Annotated in this window: 24 protein-coding genes; 11 read left to right on the top strand and 13 right to left on the bottom strand. The window is 58.4% G+C overall.

Annotated features, from left to right (window positions below; all coding sequences use genetic code 11):
- Positions 1-12 precede the first annotated feature (12 nt).
- From BAR1_RS14860 to BAR1_RS14835, 6 genes are all read right to left on the bottom strand, one after another.
- Positions 13-258, bottom strand: a complete 246-nt coding sequence (locus tag BAR1_RS14860; RefSeq protein ID WP_118943752.1) for a DUF4170 domain-containing protein — start codon at positions 256-258, stop codon at positions 13-15.
- Positions 259-372: 114 nt separating this feature from the next.
- Positions 373-1,149 (bottom strand): 3'(2'),5'-bisphosphate nucleotidase CysQ, encoded by a 777-nt coding sequence (locus BAR1_RS14855; protein ID WP_118943751.1) that lies wholly within the window; start codon positions 1,147-1,149, stop codon positions 373-375.
- Positions 1,136-2,482 carry a TldD/PmbA family protein gene (locus tag BAR1_RS14850; protein WP_118943750.1) on the bottom strand — a complete coding sequence of 449 codons (1,347 nt, stop codon included), beginning with the start codon at positions 2,480-2,482 and terminating at the stop codon, positions 1,136-1,138. The genes BAR1_RS14855 and BAR1_RS14850 overlap by 14 nt, the downstream gene beginning before the upstream one ends.
- Before the next feature lie 70 nt (positions 2,483-2,552).
- On the bottom strand, positions 2,553-4,097 hold the full coding sequence (locus tag BAR1_RS14845) for a hypothetical protein (RefSeq protein ID WP_118943749.1): 1,545 nt from the start codon (positions 4,095-4,097) through the stop codon (positions 2,553-2,555).
- 33 nt (positions 4,098-4,130) lie between these two features.
- The gene (locus BAR1_RS14840; protein ID WP_118943748.1) at positions 4,131-5,960 is read right to left on the bottom strand and encodes a DUF2125 domain-containing protein; all 1,830 of its coding nucleotides are present in this window, start codon (positions 5,958-5,960) and stop codon (positions 4,131-4,133) included.
- A 112-nt stretch (positions 5,961-6,072) separates the two neighbouring features.
- Positions 6,073-7,578 (bottom strand): DUF2125 domain-containing protein, encoded by a 1,506-nt coding sequence (locus BAR1_RS14835; protein ID WP_118943747.1) that lies wholly within the window; start codon positions 7,576-7,578, stop codon positions 6,073-6,075.
- Positions 7,579-7,709: 131 nt separating this feature from the next.
- On the opposite strand from BAR1_RS14835, the gene BAR1_RS14830 reads away from it, so the two are divergent.
- From BAR1_RS14830 to BAR1_RS14815, 4 genes are read left to right on the top strand one after another with little or no spacing between them, the layout of a single operon-like run.
- Positions 7,710-8,465: an SDR family oxidoreductase gene (locus BAR1_RS14830; RefSeq protein WP_118943746.1), complete on the top strand. Its 756-nt coding sequence runs from the start codon at positions 7,710-7,712 to the stop codon at positions 8,463-8,465.
- Complete coding sequence (locus BAR1_RS14825; RefSeq protein WP_118943745.1) at positions 8,462-9,073, top strand: enoyl-CoA hydratase/isomerase family protein; 612 nt, start codon at positions 8,462-8,464, stop codon at positions 9,071-9,073. The genes BAR1_RS14830 and BAR1_RS14825 overlap by 4 nt, the downstream gene beginning before the upstream one ends.
- Positions 9,074-9,083: 10 nt before the next feature.
- Positions 9,084-10,400: a mechanosensitive ion channel family protein gene (locus BAR1_RS14820; RefSeq protein ID WP_118943744.1), complete on the top strand. Its 1,317-nt coding sequence runs from the start codon at positions 9,084-9,086 to the stop codon at positions 10,398-10,400.
- On the top strand, positions 10,393-11,550 hold the full coding sequence (locus BAR1_RS14815) for a TIGR03862 family flavoprotein (RefSeq protein WP_118943743.1): 1,158 nt from the start codon (positions 10,393-10,395) through the stop codon (positions 11,548-11,550). Before BAR1_RS14820 ends, BAR1_RS14815 begins: the two co-directional genes overlap by 8 nt.
- Positions 11,551-11,605: 55 nt before the next feature.
- Here BAR1_RS14815 and holA read toward each other — a convergent pair whose 3' ends face one another.
- From holA to BAR1_RS14795, 4 genes are all read right to left on the bottom strand, one after another.
- Positions 11,606-12,616 carry a DNA polymerase III subunit delta gene (holA, locus tag BAR1_RS14810; RefSeq protein WP_118943742.1) on the bottom strand — a complete coding sequence of 337 codons (1,011 nt, stop codon included), beginning with the start codon at positions 12,614-12,616 and terminating at the stop codon, positions 11,606-11,608.
- Positions 12,613-13,101 (bottom strand): LPS assembly lipoprotein LptE, encoded by a 489-nt coding sequence (lptE, locus tag BAR1_RS14805; RefSeq protein WP_118943741.1) that lies wholly within the window; start codon positions 13,099-13,101, stop codon positions 12,613-12,615. The genes holA and lptE overlap by 4 nt, the downstream gene beginning before the upstream one ends.
- The gene (leuS, locus tag BAR1_RS14800) at positions 13,088-15,640 is read right to left on the bottom strand and encodes a leucine--tRNA ligase (RefSeq protein ID WP_118943740.1); all 2,553 of its coding nucleotides are present in this window, start codon (positions 15,638-15,640) and stop codon (positions 13,088-13,090) included. Before leuS ends, lptE begins: the two co-directional genes overlap by 14 nt.
- A gap of 76 nt (positions 15,641-15,716) precedes the next feature.
- Positions 15,717-16,256 carry a DUF3576 domain-containing protein gene (locus BAR1_RS14795; protein ID WP_118943739.1) on the bottom strand — a complete coding sequence of 180 codons (540 nt, stop codon included), beginning with the start codon at positions 16,254-16,256 and terminating at the stop codon, positions 15,717-15,719.
- A 263-nt stretch (positions 16,257-16,519) separates the two neighbouring features.
- Between BAR1_RS14795 and BAR1_RS14790 the strand changes: the two genes are divergently transcribed.
- On the top strand, positions 16,520-17,422 hold the full coding sequence (locus BAR1_RS14790) for a porin (RefSeq protein ID WP_118943738.1): 903 nt from the start codon (positions 16,520-16,522) through the stop codon (positions 17,420-17,422).
- A gap of 97 nt (positions 17,423-17,519) precedes the next feature.
- On the top strand, positions 17,520-18,173 hold the full coding sequence (locus BAR1_RS14785) for a YggS family pyridoxal phosphate-dependent enzyme (RefSeq protein ID WP_118943737.1): 654 nt from the start codon (positions 17,520-17,522) through the stop codon (positions 18,171-18,173).
- 152 nt (positions 18,174-18,325) lie between these two features.
- Here BAR1_RS14785 and BAR1_RS14780 read toward each other — a convergent pair whose 3' ends face one another.
- A complete protein-coding gene (locus BAR1_RS14780) occupies positions 18,326-18,835 on the bottom strand; it encodes a L,D-transpeptidase family protein (RefSeq protein WP_118943736.1) in 510 nt (169 codons plus the stop codon).
- Positions 18,832-19,917, bottom strand: coding sequence for a GTP cyclohydrolase II (ribA, locus tag BAR1_RS14775; RefSeq protein WP_118943735.1), 1,086 nt, complete (start codon positions 19,915-19,917; stop codon positions 18,832-18,834). The genes BAR1_RS14780 and ribA overlap by 4 nt, the downstream gene beginning before the upstream one ends.
- Before the next feature lie 188 nt (positions 19,918-20,105).
- On the opposite strand from ribA, the gene BAR1_RS14770 reads away from it, so the two are divergent.
- From BAR1_RS14770 to BAR1_RS14750, 5 genes are all read left to right on the top strand, one after another.
- Entirely contained in the window at positions 20,106-20,795 is a 690-nt protein-coding gene (locus BAR1_RS14770; protein ID WP_118943734.1) for a response regulator transcription factor, read from the top strand.
- A 165-nt stretch (positions 20,796-20,960) separates the two neighbouring features.
- The gene (locus BAR1_RS14765; RefSeq protein WP_118943733.1) at positions 20,961-21,749 is read left to right on the top strand and encodes an exodeoxyribonuclease III; all 789 of its coding nucleotides are present in this window, start codon (positions 20,961-20,963) and stop codon (positions 21,747-21,749) included.
- Positions 21,750-21,819: 70 nt separating this feature from the next.
- Positions 21,820-22,731 carry a thioredoxin gene (gene trxA / locus BAR1_RS14760; protein ID WP_118944501.1) on the top strand — a complete coding sequence of 304 codons (912 nt, stop codon included), beginning with the start codon at positions 21,820-21,822 and terminating at the stop codon, positions 22,729-22,731.
- Between the two features lie 25 nt (positions 22,732-22,756).
- A complete protein-coding gene (locus BAR1_RS14755; RefSeq protein ID WP_118943732.1) occupies positions 22,757-23,395 on the top strand; it encodes an LON peptidase substrate-binding domain-containing protein in 639 nt (212 codons plus the stop codon).
- The gene (locus BAR1_RS14750) at positions 23,392-23,574 is read left to right on the top strand and encodes a Trm112 family protein (RefSeq protein WP_118943731.1); all 183 of its coding nucleotides are present in this window, start codon (positions 23,392-23,394) and stop codon (positions 23,572-23,574) included. The genes BAR1_RS14755 and BAR1_RS14750 overlap by 4 nt, the downstream gene beginning before the upstream one ends.
- Positions 23,575-23,609: 35 nt before the next feature.
- On the opposite strand, the gene BAR1_RS14745 is transcribed toward BAR1_RS14750, so the two are convergent.
- Entirely contained in the window at positions 23,610-24,836 is a 1,227-nt protein-coding gene (locus BAR1_RS14745) for a UbiH/UbiF/VisC/COQ6 family ubiquinone biosynthesis hydroxylase (RefSeq protein ID WP_118943730.1), read from the bottom strand.
- Between the last annotated feature and the right edge of the window lie 2 nt (positions 24,837-24,838).

Here is a 24,838-nt window from a genome sequence, read left to right as displayed (position 1 = left end):
ATTCCCTGCCTATCAGCCGTCCAGCTCTTCGGTGGGCGAGGCTTCGATCTTTTCGTCCCGAAGGCGGTGGATATGGGCGATGAAATAGCGCATATGGGCGTTGTCGACCGTGCGATGGGCCTCGGCCTTCCAGGCGTTATAGGCGGTTTCGTAATTGGGGAACATGCCGACGATATGGATGTCGTTCACGTCTTTGAAGGCGTTCTTCGTGGGGTCGATCAGTTCGCCGCCAAAGACGAGGTGCAGGCGTTGGGTCATGGGTGTTCGCTCCGATATGGTTTGTGTCCGGTTTGCGGGGACAGTAGTGGATTGGCGCGGGGCGAGAAAGAGATTCTATGCCTGCGGCGCGGATATTTCTGGAACAGTAATGTGTCAGGCCAGTTCGCTGCGGATGGCTTTGTGCAGTACAGGACCTGCAGCAAAGATGCCGTTCAACTGGGCTTGCGGGGTGTTGAATACCGGTTTGGTGCCGGTTTTATCGGTGACAATGGCACCCGCCTTTTGTGCGATCAGGGCGCCGGCGGCGACATCCCATTCCCAGGTCGGGCGCAGGGTCAGCATGGCGTCAAAGCGCCCTTCGGCGACAAGGCACAGGCGATATGCCAAAGACGCACGGATGTGGCGTTCATAAGGGGGCGTGCCGTTTTTCCAGCGGTCCGGATTGAAGTTGCATTTGGTGGCCAGAACGGTCGGGGTTTGCTCCGGTTTTGGCTGGCTGGGCGCAATCGGGCGACCGTTCAGGGACGCGGGCATGTTGCTGGTGGCGACGTAGAGTTTATCGAGCATCGGCAGGAATACCACGGCGGCGGTGACCTGTCCCTTGTAGGCCACCGCCAGTGAGTGGGCGAAGGTTTTGGAGCCTTCGATAAAGGCGCGAGTACCGTCGATGGGATCAATGATAAAGACGTGATCGTGTTTCAGGCGGGCGGTGTCATCCTCGGTTTCCTCGGACAGCCAGCCGTAATCGGGCCGCGCGGCGCGCAGATCCGCGTGCAGCATCTTGTCGATCGCCAGATCGGCTTCGGTCACCGGTCCGGCGCCAGCATCCTTGTCCCATGTTTCGGGCGATTGTTTCCAGAACTTGCGGGCAATGTCGGCGCTGGCGTGGGCCGCGCCGATCAGCAGCATCAGGTCATCATTTTCCGGCAATGATCAGTCCTTCCACCAAAAGCGAGGGCACCACGCGGGACAGATGGGTGCGGGCGTCATTTGCGGGGGTCAGGGTTAACAGCATGTCGCGCAGGTTTCCGGCGATGGTGCATTCGTTCACCGGATAGCGGATTTCACCGCCTTCCACCCAGAACCCTGCCGCCCCGCGGGAATAATCGCCGGTGGTGGGGTTGATGGTGCTGCCGATCAATGATGTGACCAGCAGGCCGGTGCCCATATCGCGGATCAGGTCAGCGCGGGATTTGTCGCCCTGGGTCAGGGTAATATTGCCGGTGCTGGGCGAGGGCGGGGCCGAGGTGCCGCGCGCGGCGTTGGCGGTGCTTTGCAGCCCCAGTTTGCGGGCGGTCGCAAGGTCCAGCGTCCAGCCGGTCAGCGTGCCGTCATCAATGATGGCACGGCGCGCGGTGGGCAGGCCTTCGCCGTCAAACGGGCGCGATGATCCGGTGCGGGGGCGGTGCGGATCCTCGATCAGGGACAGGGTGGCGGGCAGAATTTGTTTGCCCATCGCGTCACGCAACCACGAGGACCCGCGCACGATGGCCGAGCCGTTGATCGCGGCCAGAAGATGGGCCATCAGCGAGGAGGCGATGCGTTCGTCATACAGCACGGGAAAGGCGCCGCTGGGGGGCTGGCGGGAACCGGCGCGTTCCAGCGTGCGTTTGGCAGCCATTGCGCCGATGTGTTCGGGGCTTTCCAGATCGGAGGCATAGATGCGGCCATCGCCGTAGTAATCGCGCTCCATATCGGCACCGGTGCCGGTGATTGCCACGCAAGAAGTGTGGATGCTGCTGCGTTTATAGCCGCCGGAAAAGCCGTTGCTGGTGGCAAGGTGCATCTGGCGCTGGCCGTATCCGGCGCTGGCGGATTCGACCTGTGTGATGCCATCCACAGCCAGTGCGGTGGCTTCGGCGCGTTGGGCAAAATCCTGCAAGGTGGCGGGGTCGGGTTCCGGTGCGGGGTCGAACATATCAAGCGCGGCGACATCCCAGTTTTGCGCCAACTGGTCGGGGCTGGCCAGCCCGATGCTGTCATCCTCGGGGGCGACCTGTGCCATGGCCACGGCGCGTTCGGCCATGGTGGTGATGGTTTCGCGGCTGGTGTCGGAGGCCGAAACGCAGGCCTGCCGCTGACCGATCAGCACCCGAAGGCCGATGTCGGTGCCCTCGGATCGTTCGGCATGTTCCAGCGCGCCGTTCAGCACGTCGATGGAAACCGAAGTGCCGTCAACCGCAATCGCATCCGCCGCATCCGCGCCAGCCGCTTTGGCGGCGTCAAGCAGGGCGGCGGTCAGGGTTTCCAGTGTATCGGTCATGGGCAATCCTTGCGGTTTTCCGGTTGCACCCGAGGTAAACACCTGTCCCGCCACACGCAAGGGCGGGTGGCTATTTAATCCGCTTGCCGTTGGCCAGAACCTGCCCGTCCGGCTTGACCTCGATGTCCGACACCAAGGTGTCGTCGCCATCGCCTGCCACAGTGAACAGTCCCAGCCCCATGCGCATCCCGAAGGCCGCGTCATTTTCCAGCAGACCCATTTTGATCAGGTTGTCCATCATCGCGTTCAGGCCGGACATTTGCAAGGAGGCCGTGCCGCTGGGGGCTGGCAGGCCCTGAAAGGTTGTCTTGTCACTGTTGTCAAAGGTAAAGGCGCCGGTTCCGGTGAGCTGTGCACCGGCGGCCGAGATGTCCATGCCGTTCAGGGTCAGGCCGGTTAGTTCGGCAACTTTGGTGCCATTGTCGATTGCATCGCGCAGGGCGTTGAAATCCAGCAGGTCAGCAAACAGGCGGACAGTGCCGGACAGATCGACCAGAAGGCGGGCCGGATCGCGGGGTAGGACGGCATCGGGATCGAACTGGTTCCACAGGTCATCCGCAATTTTCAGATTGCTTATGTCGAACATGTAGACAAACTCCTGATCGTCATCGGATTTCAAAAGCGGGCCTGAGAATTTTCCGATTATTTCGGATGCAACCATACGGATCGGAAAAGGAAGTTCGGGCAAGGTATAATCAATGGCATAGTCATCGGCCTGTATTTTCATCCATGCGCCATCTTTGGACAAACCGACCGTGCTTGATGATTTGCCGATGTTTGTGGATTGGTCGGACACCATATTTCCGTTAACCGTGACACGCTGCGAGGACGTCTGTTGACGCACCTTGGATGCGTATTGGATCGACATGCCGTCACGCAGTTGTGCGGGCAGGTTCATCAGGTCTATTCCGGTTGCCAGAACCGAAATCCTGGTGCTGCTTTGCACATCCGACATTGTCGAGGACATGGTGGTTTGCATGTCCCCCTGACGGGCATCTTTTCCGGTAAAACTGCCGTTCATAGCGAGCGCGCCCATCTGGCTGTCTTGTGTGATCACCAGTAAATCGCCAATGGTATATTCGGTTTCACCCGATATATCGCGCGCGGCAAGGGTGAAAGTGCCGTCGAAATCCAGGTCCTTGGCTTTTGGCCCTGTAATGCTGAGCGCGCCCAGTTCCACATCTGCCCGCGCAAGCCGGGATGTGATTGTGAATTCGTCAGGATCCCCCGCAACCCGCGCCTGATAGCCCGTTAGCCGATAGTCCACGGTTGTTGTGACAAACACATCCTCGGGCAGTGTGATGGCCACCGCCAGCGGCAGGCTTTCGGGGGCGATGATATCCACCGTGCCATCTGCGTTTTCGATCAAGTCCAGACCGGTTGTTGTCAGAATGAACGATCCCAGATCAAACGGAAATTGCGCCGACAGTTTCAGGTTGCTGATGGTCAGCCGGTTACCTGTCCGTGTTTCGGTGGCATCTACGGTCAGGCCAAAGGCGTTGTAATAGGCCGTAAACCCGTTCCACACATCATCGGCCGAAATTTCGGCTGTTGCGGGAATGACGATCATGGTTGCGATGGCAGTGCTGGTGAACAGGCGGGAAATACGGATCATCTTGGGTACCTTTATTTATGAATCTACAGCAGCTTACTTCAGGCGCTTGCCGTTCGCCAGAAGATCGCCTTTACCGTTGGCTTCGATATGGGACACAATCGTGTCATCGCCATCGCCTTTGAGGGTGAACAATCCCAATGCCATGCGAAAGCCCAAGGCATCTTCGTCACTCAGGACGCCGATTTTGACCAGTGTATCAAGTATTTGGTTGCCGCCTGTCAGCTTCAGTTCCAAATCCCCTTTGGGCGCAGGGATGCCGTCATAGCTGTCCAGATCATCATTGTTGAAGGTGAAATCACCAGCCCCTGTCAGTTCCACACCTGCACCGCGCAACAGCAGTTCATGCAGCGTCAGGCGGTGCAATTCGCCTTTGGTGTTGCCGGGCGTGTCGAATTCGGGGGCGAAGGGGTCAACCAACCAGTTACCCAGACCGCTGACATTCAGAACATAGGTAATGGCGGTGCGCGGTATTTGTGCGTCAGGATCAAACATAGCCCACAGATTGTCGCTGATTGCCAGATCCCTGATTTCCTCGTGATAGACAAAGGGTTGCGGGTCAGGTGTGGTTTTCAGCGGCAACCGGAAATCCTGTAGGGTTTGGGCAACCACAAGGCGGATGGCGCCGATGGGAAGGTCCACTGTTTCCAGATTGAATTCGGTTCCCTTGCTGGCGCTTGAAACGCGCAGCATTTCACGCGACAGGGAAAAGCCGAAATCCAGCATGTCAGAAATGGCGGAAATGCTGCCTGCTTCGCCGCCTCTAACAAAGGAAACTGCGCCATCCAGATTGTCATAGTTCAGGTTTACCCCAACACGGAACCCCGCGTTCATAAGGTCCGCCATGGAAGTTTCACCATAACCGGAACTGAAGGATTCAATATTTTCCGGCAGCCCCATATCCAGACGCCCCCCAAGCTGATCCAGCGCAAAACGGGCATTGAACATATCATTATCAGCAACATCCCCGTCCACCCGCAGGCGGATCGGGCCAAAGGAGATGCTTTCGGACGCTTCAACGACCGTGTTGTCCCCCTTTTGAAGCGACATCCGTATATCACCGGAACCGGATTCACCCGATCCGGTAATCTTGTCTTCGTTTTCCGAATAGGTGAAACGGGCGGCGATGTCGTTATAGCCGATGTTACCCTTCATGATCAGACCATTGTCCATAGCCTCGGCCATGGTCAGGGTTTTGATGTTTTCGGGAATGGCAACATTCACATCGCTTTGCAGGTTTGTGATGCTCCCTTCCGAGGTAAACGATATCTCTTTTTCAGGGTGTGTCAGGTCGATCATATAGGCCAGTTTGCCAAGGGTGAAATCCTGCTCCAACTGACGCAGGCCGGTCGTGCGCCCGTGCAACATGCCGGAAAGATCGTTCAATGCCACTTGGGCCTTCAGCCCTTCTCGGCGTATGTCGTCCTTGCGGTATTCGGTCAGTGCCAGCGAAATTTCGGTGGCCGCATAGCGATAGGTCAGATCACCAGCCGTGCCGCTGACAATCAGGGAAAACCCTGTGTTGCGTTGCTCCAGCGTGGCCTTTTCACTGCCGGTTTCAATGATGATCGGACCACTGGCGGGCAACAGAACCTGAACCGACCCGTCACCGGTTTCCTGCAAGACCACCGCCCCCAGCCGGATGTCAGTTTTCGGCGCTTCATCCACGGTGACGACCAGATCATTGATGGTCAGGATGCCGTCATCTGCCGCGCTGTCATAAGTCACCTTGGCGCCAGTGCTTTCGATCATGTCCTGCCAGTCGGACCAGACCTGTTCGGCGGTGACATCGGCCCATGACGGGCTGGTTGCCATCAGGGCGGCGACAAAGGCGGTTGTGGTGCAAAGGCGGTTCAGGGTGTTCATTGGCGGGCTTTCCTAAAATGACAGGGCAATAATACCCAAAACCCTAGGCCAAAACGCAAACGGGCCGCAAGGAGGTTATCCTTGCGGCCCGTGTAGCAGTGCTTGAACGATATTACTTGATGCGCTGGCCGTTTGCCAGGATCGAGCCATCACCGTTCACTTCGATGTTCGATGTCAGCGTGTCATCGCCTTCACCGGCAACTGTAAACATGCCGGCCATCATGCGCACACCCATTGCCTGGTCTTCGGGCAGCAGGCCCATGGCGACCAGATTGTCCAGCAACGCGTTGGCGCCAACCAGTTTCAGGTTGATTTCACCGGTCGGGGCAGGGATGCCGTCGAATGTTTCCAGATCGTCGTTGTTGAAGGTGAAGGCACCGTTCCCGGTCAGGTCCGCGCCCGCGACCTTCAGTTGCAGGGCGTTCAGGGTCAGTTCGTGCAGTGCGCCGGGAATGTCCACATCGCCGGAAGCCATTGATTCAGGGTCCATGATGTCGATAAACCAGTTCGCCTTGCCATCCACATCCAGAATGAAGGTGAGCGGATCATGGGGCAGTTTGCCCATCGGATCGGCCATGCCCCAGATCATGTCATTGACGTTGAAATCGGCCAATTTGACAGTCAGGTTCAGGTCCTTGGGATCATCCGACGGGCCAGCCGGCATCAACAGGTTAAAGGCGGCTTCGGCTATGGTGATATCGACAGGAAACGGTAGGTCTGAACTGGTGAAGGACGATTTGGTTCCGGTTGTCGTGCCGCCATAGTTGATCATTTCACGATCCAGCGCGAAATTCAGGCTGCCCGAATCCGAGGTGGAAGAGCCGGTAACCGAATTGCCGCGGTCCTTGGACGTAAACTCGTATCCGCCCGCGCCCCATGAAAAACTACCTTTGGCAGCAAATCCGTTGTTCAGTGCTTCGGACATCTTTGCAAAGTCCACATCGGCAGGAATGCTGCTGTCAGACTCCATCTTCAGGTCCGACATCGCGCCTTTGACAGTCATGGCAAAATCGCCGCCACCCGGCTCGGCAAGGGCAAAATCATAAGTCAGGCTTGCGGCTGACATGGCTTGAACGATATTCCGCAGACCCGCCATTTTGCTGGTGGATTGCCCTGCCACATCGGAAAGGATCAGGTCCAGCTTGGCCGTGTCTATTTTTTCACCCTCGATGACCAGATCAGCAATGCTGATCGCAACTTTGGGGGCCGAATAGGTATACGTCATATCGTCGGCAGCACCACTGACGACCATCGACATGCCTGTCGTGTCATAGTTCAGCGTGACAGAAAAATTGTTGTCCACGCTGATGGCAATCGGTTTTTGATCCGGCAGGATAACAGCAACAGTGCCATCGCCCTGATCCATGAAGGAAATCTTGCCGAAATCGACTTTGACCATCCCGCCATCATCAGGCAAAGGCATGGCAATCATCAGGCTGTTTACCACAACGCTGTCAGATGTGATATCCGGTGTGGCAGTAACTTCGTAACCAAAGCCGGATAAATACTGGCTCCAGTCATTCCAGACCTCTTGCGATGTAATCTCTGCAACAGACGCAGTGCTGCCCATCAATGTAATAAATACGGCGGATCCGCCGATTGTTTTCCAATTCGTCATGTTGAACCCTTCGTGGTTGAAAATAGTTTGGCGTATAAATGGCCCCGATTTGGGCGAGGTGCAAGTATAAGTCGGCTCTATTCATGGTGCAAAGAGTGTTTTATCCTTACTTTTTTAAAGGAGGGGCGAAAATGGGCGATTTATCAGGAAAAACGGTTCTTATCACTGGGGCAAGCCGGGGAATCGGCGCTTCGGCTGCGCGGGAATTTGCCGAGTCGGGGGCAAATGTGGTGCTTTTGGCGCGATCTGGCGGGGCAATTGGAACACTTGCGCGCGAAATCGGTGATTCCGCTTTGGCAATTGCCTGCGATGTCAGCAACTATTCCGCGGTTGAAGCGGCGGTGCAGCAGGGCGTGGCTAAATTCGGCGGGCTGAATGTGCTGGTCAACAATGCCGGTGTGATCGAGCCGATTTCACCCTTGATCACGTCCGATCCTGCCGCATGGGGACAGGTGATCGATATCAACCTGAAAGGTGTCTATTACGGCATGCGCGCCGCGATGCCCGTGATGCAGGCCAACGGGGGCGGCACGATTATCACCATCAGTTCCGGCGCGGCCCATACCGCGCTTGAAGGCTGGAGCCATTACTGCGCCTCCAAGGCCGGTGCCGCCATGCTGACCATGTGCGCCGACAAGGAAGGTGCGGGCGTTGGCATTCGCGCGATGGGTCTGTCACCGGGCACGGTTGCCACCGAAATGCAGCGCGAGATCAAGGCCTCGGGCATCAACCCCGTCAGCGCGATGGAGTGGGAGGACCACATTCCGCCCGAGTGGGTGGCAAAAACGCTAGTCTGGATGTGCAGCGCGGATGCGGATGAATTTGTCGGGCAGGAAATTGCCCTGCGGGACGAGGCAATCCGCAAACGGGTGGGGCTGGGTGAATGATTGATCTGCAAAAGGACGGTGGTCAGTGGACAGTCACCATCCGCCGCCCGAACAAGGCCAATTCGCTGACCAAAGCCATGCTGGAGCAACTGGCCGACATCGCCCAAGGCGCGGTTGACGCCAAGGTGCTTGTGATCACCGGCGAGGGGCGCGTGTTCAGCGCCGGTGCCGACCTTGACGAGGCCCGCGCGGGGCTGGCGACCGATCCGGTTTGGGAGCGGCTGTCGGGGGCTGTTGCCGCCGCCCCCTGTCTGACCATTGCCGCGCTGAACGGAACCCTTGCGGGCGGCGCTTTCGGCATGGTGCTGGCCTGTGATCTGCGGATCGCGGTGCCGGAGGCGAAATTCTTTTACCCCGTGATGAAGCTGGGCTTTCTGCCGCAACCGTCCGATCCTGCGCGGATGCGGGCGCTGATCGGTCCCGCCCGCACAAAACTGCTGCTGATGGGTGGGCAAAAAATCACGGCTGATCAGGCGCTGGAATTCGGGCTGGTGGACAGGCTGGTTTCCGGCGATAAGATGGCCGGAACCATTGGTGATCTGGCTGCGGATGTGCTGGGCGCCAAACCGGAAATTCTGGGCGGTATCAAAGCGATGTGTAACGGATAAAGGTGCGGGCATGGATGGGCAGCCGGAAATTGTTAAGCAGGTGTTGGGCTATGTGAATCAGGGCTGGGAACTGGCGCAGGGCTGGTTGCTAAGCCCCGCCGCGTGGTCGCAATTCGGCCTGCTGGTGGCGGCGTTTCTGCTGGCCCTGGTGGTCAGTCGCAAACTGTCCCCGATCCTGACCAAAACCATCACCCCGCCCGATGGCCAGACCTCTTATCTGGCGCAGGCGCGCCGCTTCGTGCTGATGTTCCTGCCGCTGTTGCTGCCGCTTCTGGCCTATGCATTCACTGGCATTGGCGAGCAGATCACCCGCTCGCTGTTCGGTTCCGGCGCGGTGATAGCATTCGGCAAACGGGTGTTCCTGTTTCTGGCAGCGCGGGCCTTGGTGCGCGACATTATCACGGATTCCTTCCTGAAACTGCTGGGCAAATACATCCTGATCCCCGCAATGGCGCTATACGCGCTGGGCCTGCTGGATGACCTGACCGCCTATCTGTCGGCCACGGTGATTTCGCTTGGCAATATATCGTTTTCCATCATGGCGCTGGTGCGCGGGGTGATTGCGGGCAGCATCCTGTTCTGGCTGGGCCGCTGGTCAAACGATCAAAGCGCCGCCCTGATCAGCAAACAGGAGGAAATGCGCCCCGCAACGCGGCAACTGGCGGTGAAGGCAACGGAGATCACCATCTTCGGGGTGGCGTTCCTGTTGTTAATGAACATCATGGGCATCAGCCTGACGTCACTTGCAGTGCTGGGCGGTGCGATTGGTGTGGGCCTTGGCTTCGGGCTGCAAAAGATCGCCTCGAACTTCATATCCGGCGTGATCCTGCTGCTGGAAGGGCAGGCGACGGTTGGCGATTATGTCGAACTGGACGGCGGCGAGGCGGGCACGATCATCAAGATGATGGCGCGGGCCACCATTCTGGAAACATATGACGGGCGCTGGATCGTGATTCCGAACGAGGATTTCATCACAACCCGCGTGGTGAACTATTCCGATAGCGGTTCGGCCAACCGCTACGAGGCGCCTTTTTCCGTGTCCTATGACACAGACATCAACAAGGTTCCGGCGATTGTCGAAGCGGCCGTGGCCAAGCACAAGGATGTGCTGGACAAACCCTTTCCGCCCGATTGCGAATTGCGCGGGTTTGGCGACAGCGGCGTGGATTTCGCGGTGGAATTCTGGGTTAACGGGATTGACGACGGGGAAAACAAATTCACCTCGGATGTGCTGTTTCTGGTCTGGAATGCGCTGAAAGAAAACAACATCGAAATCCCTTATCCGCAGCGCGTGGTCGAGATCAAGGGCGGTTTCCCGGGTGCCTGACGCGCTGGTCATTGGTGGCGGTCCGGCAGGGCTGATGGCGGCCGAAGAACTGGCGCGGGCCGGGCGGCGTGTGCTGGTGGTTGACGCAAAACCCACGGTCGGGCGCAAATTTCTGATGGCCGGAAAATCGGGGCTGAACCTGACCAAGGACGAGCCGTTTGAAACCTTCCTGTCCCGCTATGGCGAGGCAGCGGAATTGCTGCGCGGGCCATTGGAAGCCTTCGGGCCGGAGGCCGTGCAAGACTGGGCGCGGGAGTTGGGGCAAGAGGTGTTCACGGGGTCCAGCGGGCAGGTGTTTCCCAAGGTTATGAAAGCCTCGCCGCTATTGCGGGCATGGTTGGTGCGGTTGCGCGGGCAGGGGGTGGATTTTCGCACCCGCTGGCGCTGGACCGGCTGGGGTGACGGGTTTGAATTTGCCACGCCGGACGGGATGCAGGTGCTGCGCCCCAAGACCTGCGTTCTGGCATTGGGCGGGGCCAGTTGGGCACGGTTGGGGTCAAACGGGGCGTGGGCGGAAATGCTGGCGGCCAAGGGGGTGGAACTGGCGCCGTTTCGGCCTGCGAATATGGGCTTTGCGGTGGATTGGTCCCCCTATATGGCGCGGCATTTCGGCCAGCCGGTGAAGGGTGTTGCGCTGATAGTAAACGGAAAATCGCGGCGCGGGGAATTTGTGATCTCGCAACGCGGGGTCGAGGGGAGCGGGATTTACGCGGTCTCAAAAGCCATGCGCGAGGGCGCGGAATTAATGCTGGATTTGTTGCCGGACTGGCCAGTTGAACGGATCGCGGAACGGTTGTCAAAGCCACGGGGCAAGGCGACGGTGACGAACCAGTTACGCAAGGTGCTGAAACTGGACGCGGTGAAACTGGCGCTGTTGCAGGAATTCGCGCGGCCCTTGCCAACAGGTAAGGAACTGGCGCGGGTGATTAAATCCCTGCCGTTGAAACACAGCGGGCCACGGCCAATGGACGAGGCGATTTCAACGGCCGGCGGGGTGAGATTCTCGGCGCTGACCGAAGGGCTGGAGTTGAAGGCCGCGCCGGGGGTTTTCTGTGCGGGCGAGATGCTGGACTGGGAGGCACCGACGGGTGGCTATCTGTTGACCGGCTGTCTGGCAACGGGGCATTGGGCGGGGCGGGCTGCGGTCTGAGCGGCGCAAGGAGTTTTCAAAAATCCTTGTCTAAATCCTTTCAAAGAATTTGTGCCTACCGCCCTGCCAACATTGCCAGCCGGACCAGAGTGCGTTCCATCAGCGCCATTGTCGGCGCGCGCGAGGTCGAGCGCAATTGCAGGTCAGTATCGGTCAGCATGGTCAGAGCGATTTCCAGTTTGCGCCCGCTCCAGCGTTGCAATTGCCGTTGCATCCGGTCACGCCGCGCGCCGAACACGGGCGGGCGCAACCCGCCGATGCCGGACGGGTTGTTTGCGGCGGCGTAAAGGGTGCGGAAATGGCGGGTTGCGCCGATGCACAGGCCCACGGGTTGCACGCCCTGACTTTCCAGTTTGCGCATGACGGGGCCGATTTCGCCGCTGCGGGCTTCGGCGACGATGTTCAGCACATCATCCAGCGCGGCCTCGGTCGAGGTGGGGGCGTTGGCCGTTACATCCTCGGGGGTCAGGGGGGTGCTGTCGTTCAGTTTGTAGAGGCTGATTTTTTCGATCACCTGCCGAAAATCGCCCGGGCCGATGTCGCGTGACAGGCTGACCAAGGCCTCCATCGCATCCGGCTGGATGTTGGCCAGCCCGCCTTTGGCAAGGTCGGATTCGATTTCGGATTTTGATGGTGGATCGTCGTAGATGCCGACGGCAAAGCTGTTGTTGTGCGCCTCGAACAGTTTTCGCAAGGAGGATCGCGCATTCAGCTGTTTGGCGGTGACGATGATTTGTGCATCCCCCTCGCGCCAGCTTTCCAGCGCGGGTTTGATGAATTTGGTCAGCCCGTCGGCCGCGTCTTCGACAAAGGCCACGCGGGGACCGGGGAAAAACCCCTGTGCGGTCATCGCGTCGATCAGGCAGGCAGGGTCGGATCGCAGATCGGACGCGGGGATGCGGGTCAGGCGCATTTCCTCTTCGCCGGTTTTGCCGATCAGCGCCAAAATCACCTGTTGGCGTTTCAGAGCCACCCGCATCGCGTCCCCGCCATAAATCAGCAACCCCGCGCGTTTTGGATCGGGTTTGGCGAAATATCCGGCGGCGTCGCGGGGGGATAGCTTCATTTCATCCACGCACCGGATGTGCCGATCAGGCGGGTTGTGATCTGGTCGGCCAGAATAATCATCAGACGGGCATAGGCTGCGCGTTTGGCGGTTTGCGTGCTGACGGTGGTGCCGGTGGCCGAGTAGCTGGTGAAATTGCTGACCGTGCCGGAGGTGACGATTTCGCCGGTGCCGACATTCTGCAAGGTGAACTGCGCCGTTCCCAGCACGTTATAGCGGGTGATTTCCTGTGCCGGTGTGATGGCAAGGTCGTCCTCGCTCAGGTTCAGGGTATAGGACAGTTTATATTGTGCAGCGTCAGCACGCCCCAGACGTTCCTCGAGCCGACGCACGAAATCAAAACCGTTGCGATCTGTTGGCGCGTCCACCTGTATCTGTCCGCGCAGCCCTTTGGCGGGGCCGTCCGGCCCGTAGGCAGGGGTAAAGCCGCAGGCCGAAAGTGCGGCCAACGACAACATAAGGGTTCTGCGGTTAAATGACGACATTCACGATACGCCCCGGCACAATGATCATTTTCTTCGGCGACCCGCCATCGAGCGCCTTTATGACAGCTTTGTTCGCCAGCGCGATTTTTTCAATCTCTTCTTTTGGCATATCGGCAGGAACGGCGATTTCCGACCGACGTTTGCCGTTGATCTGGATCGGCAGGGTGATGGTGTCCTGCACCAGCATTTCGGGATCATGCTGTGGCCACGGGGCCTGTGTCACCAGACCTTCGCCGCCCTGATGCGTCCAGATGTCTTCGGACAGATGCGGGGTGAAGGGGGACATCAGTTGCGCCAGAACCCTGATCGCCTGTTTCTGGGCTGTGCCGCCTGCTTTGGATTTGGACAGGGTGTTGGTGAAGGCATAGATTTTGGCGATCGAGGTGTTGAAGGCAAACCCTTCGATACCGGCAGTCACGTCATGGATGGCGTGGTGCATGGCGCGAATCAGGTCGTCATCGCTTTGCCCTGTGCCATCGGGCAGGCCGGCGATTTTATCGCACAGGTTCCAGACGCGGTTCAGGAATTTATGCGCGGCTTCGGCCCCCGAGGCCGTCCATTCCACATCGCGTTCAGGCGGTGAGTCGGACAGCACGAACCAGCGGGCGGTATCGGCGCCAAAGGAGTCGATGATCGACACCGGATCGACGACGTTTTTCTTGGACTTCGACATTTTGGCCGAGGGGATGATTTCCAGCGGCTCACCTGTGGCCTTGACGGTTTTGGTTTCCAGATCAACCTCTTCGGGCAGGTGATAGACAGGGCGGCCCTTGTTGTCCGTGGTCCGGTAAATTTCATGGGTGACCATGCCCTGGGTAAACAGGGCGTCAAAGGGTTCAATCGCCTTGGCGGGCAAATGGCCGGTGATGTGCATCGCGCGGGCGAAGAAACGGGAATAGAGCAGGTGCAGAATCGCGTGCTCGATCCCGCCGATGTATTGGTCCACATTCATCCAGTAGGTGGCATCGTCCAGATCGGTGGGGGTTTTGGCGTGCGGGCTGGTGAAGCGGGCGTAATACCATGAGGAATCGACGAATGTATCCATCGTGTCAGTTTCGCGTTTCGCCGGTTTGCCACAGGACGGGCAATTGCAATCGCGCCATGTCGGGTGGCAGTCCAGCGGGTTGCCGGGGGTGTCGAAGGTTACATCATAGGGCAGTTCGACCGGCAGGTTTTCCTTCTTTTCCGGCACCACGCCGCAGGTGTCGCAATGCACCACGGGAATCGGGCAGCCCCAATAGCGTTGGCGCGACAGGCCCCAGTCGCGCAGGCGGTATTGGGTCACGCCCTTGCCAAGGCCTTTGGCTTCGAACCAGTCGATGGTGGTATCCACGGCCTCTTGTCCTGTGGCCACGTCCAGCCCCGCAAAATGGTCGATCCATTTCACGGGTTCGGATTTGGGCGGCACGAAGGCCTCGTTTTCAACCGGAGCCGGATTTTCCAGCGCATAGAAGGTGTCGATCACCGGCAACCCGTATTTGCGCGAGAAATCCAGATCGCGCTGGTCATGGGCCGGACAGGCGAAAATCGCGCCGGTGCCATAGCCCATCAGGATAAAGTTGGCGATCCAGACAGGCAGGGTTTTATCAGGATAAACAGGGTGTTGCACGGTCAGGCCGGTGTCGAAACCCTTCTTCTCGGCCTTTTCCATCGCCGCTTCGGTGGTGTCCATGCGGCGGCATTCGGCGTTGAATTCGGCCAGCGCCGGATTGCCTGCCTCAAGCGCCCTGGCCAGCGGATGGTCGGGTGAGATGCCGACAAAGGACGCGCCGTTCAAAGTGTCGGGGCGGGTGGTAAACACCTCGATTTTGTCAAAACCGGCGGCGGGTTCGGTCAGATTGAAGGCAAATTGCAGACCGCGCGATTTGCCGATCCAGTTGGCCTGCATGATCCGCACCTTTTCGGGCCAGTTTTTCAACCCGTCCAGTGCCGTCAGTAATTCTTCGGAGTAATCCGAGATTTTGAAAAACCATTGTGTCAGCTCGCGCCGTTCAACCGGCGCATTCGAGCGCCAGCCCTTGCCGTCGATCACCTGTTCGTTGGCCAGAACTGTCATATCCACCGGATCCCAGTTGACCACGGCCTCTTTGCGGTAGACCAGACCCTTGTCCATGAAATCAATGAACATGGCCTGTTGCTGGCCGTAATATTCGGGGTCACAAGTGGCAAATTCGCGCGACCAGTCGATCGACAGGCCCAGCGGCTTCATCTGGGCGCGCATGTCGGCGATATTGTTATAGGTCCAGTCCTTGGGGTGGCCGCCGATGGCCATCGCGGCGTTTTCGGCGGGCATGCCGAAGGCGTCCCAGCCCATCGGGTGCAGGATGTTGTGACCGCTCGACAGTTTATAACGCGCGATCACGTCGCCCATGGTGTAGTTGCGCACATGGCCCATATGGATGCGGCCGGACGGGTAGGGGAACATCTCGAGCACATAATATTTCGGCTTTGATTCATCGCGTTTGGCTTTGAACACTCCGGCCTTGTCCCAGGCGGCTTGCCATTTTGCTTCGATTTCATTTGCGGTGTAGCGGGACATGTTGTTCGCATCCTTGATATGGAAACGCCGGACGATTTGCCCGGCGTGGTCGTGATTTAAAACGATTCGGGCCGGTTTACAGTTTTCCGTCACGAATCCGTAACTGACGCGCGCGGGTCAGGATTGCATCCTCGATGGCGCGCACGGTGTCGGCGCTGACCACACCGCCACGGGTGCGCAGCGATACATTCAGCGAGCGGGCATCAAGTGCCGGATCCTGCACATAAATCGTGGCCTTGTAGGCGCGGCCACCACCGGGCGGGGTGCCGTATCCTGTGACGATAACGCCGGTAAACGGATCAACCGATTCGATTGGCAGGAAATCCAGAACCTCAAGCGAAGCGTTCCAGATGTATTTGTTCACTTTGACGGTGGTATTTGCATCGGGGTTGTTCTTGAAGATGTCAAACAGGCTGCTTTTGCCCTCTCCGGCAGCCGCACGGCGGGTTTCGTCAGCCACATCCGAGTTGAAAGTGCCCGTTTTTACAGGTTGCGTGCGTTTCGAGCCGGAAAAACTGCCCGAACCAATGGACCCGCGGGAACCGCCGCCACAGGCCGCAAGGCCCGTAATAGCCAATATTGCGATGATTCCGGTTGTTTTATGCCTGAAAGTCATTCGATATACCCTAAATCCTGTGGTTATTGCTTTAGTATATAACGCTATAGGGGCGGGCAAGAGGTTTCGGGCCACGGAACAGTGCAATTATGATTAGGGGCAACTGGCCAAATGGACTGTGGCAAAGCTGCACCACGATTGGGCGCAATGAATTATACGGGGCCGGAAATCTTGCAATGCGCGCCGCAAAGAGCGAAATAACGGCATACTCAATTCGGATTCCCTGAATTGAGGTGCACCTTTAACAAACAAGGGAAAACGAAATGAAAAAAGTTCTCTTAGCAACAACCGCACTGGTTGCTTTTGCCGGCGCAGCTTCTGCTGACGTATCTCTGAGCGGCTCTGCCCGCTTTGGCCTGCAGTGGAATGACGCTGCTGTATCCCCAGTGCCGTCCACTACACTGGAAAAGCGTGTTACGCTGAACATCGACATGACCACAGAAACAGACTCGGGTCTGGAGCTGGGCGCACGCATCCGTCTGCGTAACAACGAAACCGCCCTGACAGACGTCAACGGCGCAGTTGTCTACCTGAAGTCCGGTGGCCTGAAGCTGAGCGTTGGTAACGTATGTGGTGCCCTGGAATGTATGCCTGGCGCATATGCCGGTACTGTTGGCCTGAACGGCAACGGCTTCTCGAACGTTGTTATGAACACAGCTGACCAGCTTTACTGGACTTGGACTGCATATTCGTCTTCGGGCGCTGGCGCTAACGGTGTTGAGGTTGAATACTCGGCTGGCGATTTCTCGGGCATGCTGACTTATGCTGCGCTGAATGACCTTACCACTGCTGATAACATCATCGGCGCGCATGTTGCTTACAAATTCGGTGACTGGACTGTTGCCCTGGGTATGCAGGATGGTGATACAAACCCGACTTGGGACAAAACTGTCCTGACAGTCGGCGGCAAGCTGGGTGACTTCGGCGTTGGTCTGGCATATGCTGACAACAACGGCACAGACAAGTTCACCATCAACGGTTCTTATTCGTTCGGTGCAACAACTGTTTCGGCTTTCGTTTCCGACGATAGCTCGGTTGCAGCCACAGACAACCCTTGGGGTCTGGGTGTTTCCTATGATCTGGGCGGTGCATCGCTGGTTGCTGGCTACTCGAACAGCGAAATTGGCGTAAAGCGCGCTACAGCCGGTATCAAGTTCAAGTTCTAATTTGAGCTGATATCCAAAGTATTTGGGGGTGCGCTGTTGCGTGCCCCCATTTCTTTTGGCTATCTGGTTTTGCAACGGAACAAAGGCAAAACCGGATATGTCCCTTTCAGATATCATTGACAGAATACACGCCGAGGAAAAACGGGTAGGCCGCGAGCTTGGCTCGACCCGGTTGATTGCCGTGTCCAAGGTCCAGCCGAACGAGCGGGTAGTGGCGGTTCTGAAGGCCGGTCATCGGCTGTTCGGGGAAAACAAGGTGCAGGAAGCGGCGGGCAAGTGGCCTGCGCTTCGGGAACGGTTTGACGGGGTGCGGGTGCATTTGCTGGGGCCGTTGCAGACCAACAAGGCACGGCAGGCGATGGGTCTGTTCGAGGCGATCCATTCGCTGGACCGGCCCAAACTGGCCAAAACCCTTGCGCGGCTGGCGCAAGAGATCGGGCAGTGCCCCGATTTGTTCATTCAGGTGAATACCGGTGAAGAGCCGCAAAAGGCAGGGGTTCTGCCGGCGGATGCGGATGCCTTTATTGCCGAGGCCCGCGCGCTGGATTTGCCGGTGGTGGGGTTAATGTGTATTCCGCCCGCCGATGAAGAACCCAGCCTGCATTTCGCGTTGCTGCGCAAGATTGCCGAACGCAACGGGGTTGTGGGGCTGTCGATGGGCATGAGTGCCGATTTCGAACAGGCGGTGGCGATGGGGGCAACACATGTGCGGGTTGGCTCGGCTATTTTCGGGGCGCGGGATTACGGGTAGGGCGCATCCAATCTATTCAGATTCGTGTATTTACCGCGCAACCCGAGACAGCGTTTGCAACTGCAAATGCGTTCGGGTTGTGTGGTGAATTCAATTGGATTGGATTTGCTCTAGGGCCGCGTAAAAGGTTTAATGCCTCCGGCGGGGATATTTCAGGAACAAAGATCGGGGATGATCAGGCAAGTTTCGTTCGGCGTGATGTGTTGGATGATCCACAGCAGGTTTTCCTTTGAAAAGGCGACGCAGCCTTCTGTCGGATGATGCGGTTTACGCCAGATGTGCAGGAAAATGGCCGAGCCTTTGCCGGGAATGGCGCGCGGCCAGTTCCAGTCGGTGATCAGCACCATATCATAGAGCGGATCGGCGCGGTGCATGGATTCGTGGCTGAACGGATGTGGCTTTCGGACAAGGTGGTTATAGGCCGGATCGTTGATGTCGTCGGACCACAGATCAAACGGGCCGATCGGGATGGCCCAAGATGCGGGCGGGGCCATACGGTCGGGGCGGTAATACAGCCCCATGATACGGTGGATGCCCGCAGGCGTTGCCCCGTCGCCCTCGCGTTTGTCCGTGGTGATGCCGCCACGACCGATAGAACAGGGGATCAGGCGGTTTTGAAAACGGATGCCCTGTCTGGTCAGGACCAGATCATCTGCCGTCATAACAGGTGCCCCGATTTGTCGGCTTTGGTTTTCAGATAGCCCGCATTATGGGCGGTATGCCCAACCTTCAGCGGCACGCGTTCGGTCACAGTCAGCCCTGCGCCTTGCATCATTTCCACCTTTTTCGGGTTGTTGGTCAGCAGGCGCACCTGAGAAAACCCCATTTGTTTCAGGATGTTGGCGCCGATCAGAAAATCGCGTTCGTCATCCTCGAACCCCAGCCGGTGGTTGGCCTCGACCGTGTCGAACCCCTGATCCTGCAAGGAATAGGCGCGCATTTTATTGGCAAGGCCGATACCGCGCCCTTCCTGATTGAGGTAGAGTAAAACACCATGCCCCTCGTCCCCCATCATTGCCAGTGCTGCGCGCAGTTGCGGGCCGCAGTCGCATTTCAGCGACCCCAGAAGATCGCCGGTGAAGCAGGCCGAATGAAGGCGCGTCAGCACGGGTTTGGCGCGGTCCGGCTGGCCGATTTCCACCGCATAATGTTCTTCGCCGCCATCTTCGGGGCGGAAAATGTGCAGGCGGCCCGCCTCGGACACAGACAGGGGCAGGCGGGCGCTGATCACCTCGGACAGCGGGCTGGTGGCGGTCAGGGCATCGGCGGTTTTTGTCAGGTCAATCGGGGTCAGGTTGTTGTCCGTAGCGAATGTCGCAGGGACATCCAGCAACAGGGCGGCAGGCAACAGGCGGGCGGATTTGACCAGTTGCAGCGCGGCGCGGGACAGGTCAGCGGCACCATCGCGCATTGCCAAAAACGGGCCTTTCATCGGCATTTTCAGATCATCGGCCGGATCGGCCACCCCGTGAACCCAAGCCAGCGTTGCATCATCCGGCAGCACAATCCGCGCCAGATCGCCATCGTAAGCAGCGGTTTTCAGGGTCTCGGCACGTCGCGCGGTGATGGCCAGAACCGGCACACCCTCAAGCGCCTGAACCTGCGCCAACCGTTCGGGTGACAGGGTTTCAGCCGCCAGCACCAGTGCGGCACGCCCGCCATTAAACAGCACCACCGGCACCCCCATGCGCAGATCGGCACGGGCGCGGGCCAGCATTTCGACGGTATCGGGGCGCAGGGGCATCGGCAGTCCTTGTTTCAGTTCGTTACGCATCATGTAGCGATTATTTCAGAAACTTGAAACATATAGCGCGTTTTTGACACGGATGCGTGAGTTTACACACGGATGCGTGAGAAAAGACCACCGCCCCTTGTTGAAACAGCGCTTTAGGCACATTTTATATGTAACAGCACGCGCTAAAGGAGCCGGTGATGAGCAACAATGTAAAGAAAATCCTTCTGGTAGATGACGATGATGATCTACGCGAGGCTCTGTCCGAACAATTGGTCATGACCGAAGATTTTGATGTGTTCGAGGCTGCCGATGGTGCCAATGCGATGGTGAAGGCCAAAGAGGCGCTGTATGATCTGGTGATCCTTGATGTGGGCCTGCCCGACACCGACGGGCGCGAATTGTGCCGCTTGATGCGCAAACAAGGGGTGAAATGCCCCGTGTTGATGTTGACCGGCCATGATTCCGATGCAGACACCATTCTGGGGCTGGACGCGGGCGCGAACGACTATGTGACCAAACCGTTCAAATTTCCCGTGCTGTTGGCCCGCATCCGTGCCCAGTTACGCCAGCATGAACAGTCCGAGGACGCCGTGTTTACCCTTGGGCCGTATACCTTCAAACCGGCGATGAAAATGCTGATCACCGAGGACGACCGCAAAATCAGGCTGACGGAAAAGGAAACGAATATCCTGAAATTCCTGTACCGCGCCACCGAGGGCGTCGTGGCCCGCGATGTGCTGCTGCACGAGGTTTGGGGCTATAATGCAGGCGTCACCACGCACACATTAGAGACACATATTTACCGTCTTCGTCAAAAAATAGAACCGGATCCGTCAAATGCCCGCCTTCTTGTGACCGAATCCGGCGGGTATAGATTGGTTGCCTAGCGGCGAATCAAACGAGTTCCCCTGCATGTCGGGGTTATGACATGCATCCTCCCTGTTGGACTGACCCGGCCTTTGTGCCGGGTCTTTTTTTACTGCCAATAGCCGGATGAATGGGGTATGCCCGCAGTCAACATAAACACCGGAAACCGCCCGACAGGAGAAAAAATGCCATTTACCCTTGCCACATGGAACATCAATTCGGTGCGCCTGCGCGAACCTATCGTGTTGAAATTGCTGCAAGAAGAAGCGCCGGATGTGTTGTGTTTGCAGGAATGCAAAAGCCCCGTTGATAAAATCCCGACCGAAGGGTTTGCCGCGTTGGGCTATACCCACATGGTGGCCAACGGGCAAAAGGGGTATAACGGCGTGATGATCCTGTCACGGCTGCCCATTGTGGACGCGGGACGGCATGATTTCGCAAACCTTGGCCATGCGCGGCATGTGGCGGCGCGGCTGGAAAACGGCGTGACCATTCATAACCACTATGTGCCCGCAGGCGGTGACAAGCCCGACCGCGAGGTGAACGAGAAATTCGGCCAGAAGCTGGATTACCTGACCGACATGCGCGACGATTTCCACGCCAATAGGCCGGAACGCTCGATTCTTGTCGGCGATCTGAACATCGCCCCGCGCGAGGATGATGTCTGGGACCACAAGAAGCTGTTGAAGGTGGTCTCCCACACCCCGATCGAGGTTGAGGCCTTGGCCGAGGTGCAGGAGTCCGGCAACTGGGTGGACGTCACCCGCGCCAATATCCCTGAAGGCAAGCTGTATAGTTGGTGGTCCTACCGCGCCCGCGACTGGGATGTGGCGGACAAGGGGCGGCGACTGGATCATGTTTGGGCCACGACTGATATTGCGGCCTCGGGACATTCCAGCAGGGTGGTGCGTCATGTCCGTGGCTGGGAAAAACCCAGCGACCACGCACCTATATTTGCGACATTTGATCTTTAATTCACCCCTTGGGTTTTGTGCTATAAAGGCACATATAAGGGGCAACCAAACAATTTGATGGATGAATGACATGCTTGAACTAGGACAAGGCAATGACGCCCCCGCAGGCGATCTGATCAAGGACGCATCAGAAGCAACCTTCATGGCCGATGTGGTCGAAGCCAGTAAAGAAGTGCCGGTGATCGTCGATTTCTGGGCCCCGTGGTGCGGGCCGTGTAAAACGCTTGGCCCCGCTTTGGAGGCCGAAGTGAAAGCCGCTGGTGGCAAGGTGAAGATGGTCAAAGTGAACATCGACGAGAACCAGCAGATTGCAGCGCAGTTGCGGATCCAGTCGATTCCGACGGTATATGCCTTTGTGGATGGCCAGCCGGTAGACGGATTTCAGGGCGCAGTTCCCGCGTCGGAAATCAAGGCTTTTATCGAAAAGGTTTCCCTGTTGGGGCCGGAAGGCGATGGCGGTCTGGCCGATGCGATTGAAGCAGCCGAAACGATGCTGGCCGAGGGTGAAGCGTCAGACGCCGCCGAGACCTTTGCCGCCATTCTGGAAGAAGATGCCGAAAGTGCAGCTGCCTTTGGTGGTCTGGTGCGGGCGCAAATCGCGGCCGGTGATCTGGAAACAGCCGAGGCCACGCTGAACGGCGCAACGGCTGAAATGTCGAAAACTGCTGAACTGGAAGCGGCCCATGCGCAGCTGGAACTGGCGAAACAGGCCGCCAAGGCCGGACCGCTGGATGATCTGCGCGCCGCGGTCGAGGCCAACCCTGACGACCATCAGGCGCGTTTCGATCTGGCAACCGCTATGCATGCGGCAGGTGATACCGAGGGGGCTGTGAACGAATTGCTGGAATTGTTCCGCCGTGATCGCGAATGGAACGGTGGCGCGGCCAAGGCGCAATTGTTCACCATTTTCGATGCGCTCAAGGCGGATGATCCGATTGTTTTGAACGGTCGGCGCAAATTGTCGTCAATGATCTTTGTGTAATCGCGGTTTCGGGGTAGTCTGAGTTATGATCCCAGCCGCAAACCTGCCCGACACCATCCCTTTGTTCCCGTTATCGGGGGCCATTGTGGTGCCGCGAGGGCGCTTGCCGCTGAACATTTTCGAGCCGCGCTATCTGGCGATGCTCGAGGATGTTCTGAAAACCCGCGAACGGTTGATCGGGGTGATTCAGCCGGTAGACAAAGACCCGGAAGGGGAATTGCACGCCATTGGTTGCGCCGGTCGCATAACGGGATTTAACGAGGCCAAAGACGGGCGTTATATGATCACCCTGACGGGCGTGTCACGGTTTCGTCTGCAAGAGCAGGTCGAGGGGTTCACCCCCTATCTGCGCGGACGGATCGACTGGCAGGGGTTCGCGCGTGATTTGGGCGGGGTTGAACATATCACATCCTTTGATCGCGAACGGTTTTTGGACCTGCTTGAGCGGTTCTTTACCGCGCAGGAACTGGAGAGCGACTGGGATAACCTGACCAAGGCCGAACCCGAGATGCTGATCAATTCGCTGTCCATGCTGGCGCCGTTTTCGCCCGAGGACAAACAGGCCCTGCTGGAAGCGCCGACACTGGCGGACCGGCGGGACACTCTGGTAACATTGATGGAATTCGTGCTGCGGCGCGTTGAAGGTGGAGGGGTGATGCAATGAGTGGTGAAGTTGAATTCGACCGTAAGATGTTAGAGGCGCTGGTCTGTCCGGTGACCCACACAACGCTGCATTACGATGCCGAAAAACAGGAACTTGTGTCCAAATCGGCCAAACTGGCCTTTCCGATCCGCGACGGGATTCCGGTGATGCTGGTGGACGAAGCGCGCAAGCTGGATTGAGGTCGGGGTGGCGGGGTTCACCCCGCCAACCCCCTTTAAATCTGCCGCCCCTGCAACAGTTTTGGCACATCGCCCGACAGCCCCGCCGCCTCGCGGATAAACCGTTTTCGCAAGGATGGCAGGGCATTGACCACACCAAGACCCATGTCGCGCCCCAGTCGAAGCAGCGAATTATCATTTGAAAACAACCTGTTAAACGCATCGGTCGCCAACGCCATCACCGCTGTGTCAAACTGCCGCCAGCGCTGGTACCGCTCAAGCACATCAGGTGCGCCGATGTCCTCGCCCCTTCTGCGGGCCAGTATCAGAACCTCGGCCAGTGCCCCCACATCGCGCAATCCAAGGTTCAGCCCTTGCCCCGCAATCGGATGCACCCCGTGGGCTGCATCGCCGATCAGGGCCAGACGCGGGGCGGTGAAATGCTCGGCCAGTGTCAGGCTCAGCGGATAGGTAAACCGTGTTCCTGCCAGCCGGATTTGTCCCAGAAAACTGCCGAACCGCGGGCGCAGGATGTCCAGATATTCACCCTCGGGCAGGGCGTTGATGCGGGCGGCTTCCTCGGTGGTTTCGCTCCAGACAATCGAGGAGCGGTTGCCGGGCAGCGGCAGGATGGCCAGCGGGCCGGGGGGCATGAAAAACTGATGTGCAATACCGTGGTGGGGCAACTCGTGTTCAATCGCGCAGACCAGCGCGGTTTGCCCGTAATCATGCCCGACCCTGCGGATACCGGCGCGTTTGGCGGTGCCGCTGGCCCGCCCGTCGCTGCCGATCAGGATACTGCCGGTCAGGGTTTTGCCGCTAGCGGTTGTCACCGTCACACTGGCGGGTCCGGCCTGTTGCTCAACCACGGTTTCGCCGTTGATCTGCATAATCAACGGGTGTTTTTTCACCGCCCCTTGCAGGGCACGCGACAGATAGCGGTCCTCGACCATATAGCCCATCGGCCCCTCGGCCAACTCGCGGCTGTCGAAATGGAGCATCCAGCCGCTCGGCCCTTCGCCTGCGCGCCCGTCGGTGATTTTGACCTCGTTAATCGGTTGGCTGTTCTCGGCCACCTGTGGCCAGACACCGATCGCCGCCAGCAGATGTTGCGAGGCCAGCGCCAGCGCATAGCCGCGCCCGTCGAACCCCTCTTGATCACGGCTGCGGGCGGGCAGGGCGTCGATGAGCGTCACCGAAAAGCCGCCATCGGCCAGCGCCAGTGCCAAAGCGGGGCCGTTCAGGCCGCCGCCAACGATAATAATATCCGAGTCGCGTTCCATAT

The sequence above is a fragment of the Profundibacter amoris genome (genome assembly GCF_003544895.1).
GTDB lineage: Bacteria > Pseudomonadota > Alphaproteobacteria > Rhodobacterales > Rhodobacteraceae > Profundibacter > Profundibacter amoris.
The sequence above is the reverse complement of the archived record's forward strand: the minus strand, read 5'-3'. Positions and strand labels throughout refer to the sequence as shown.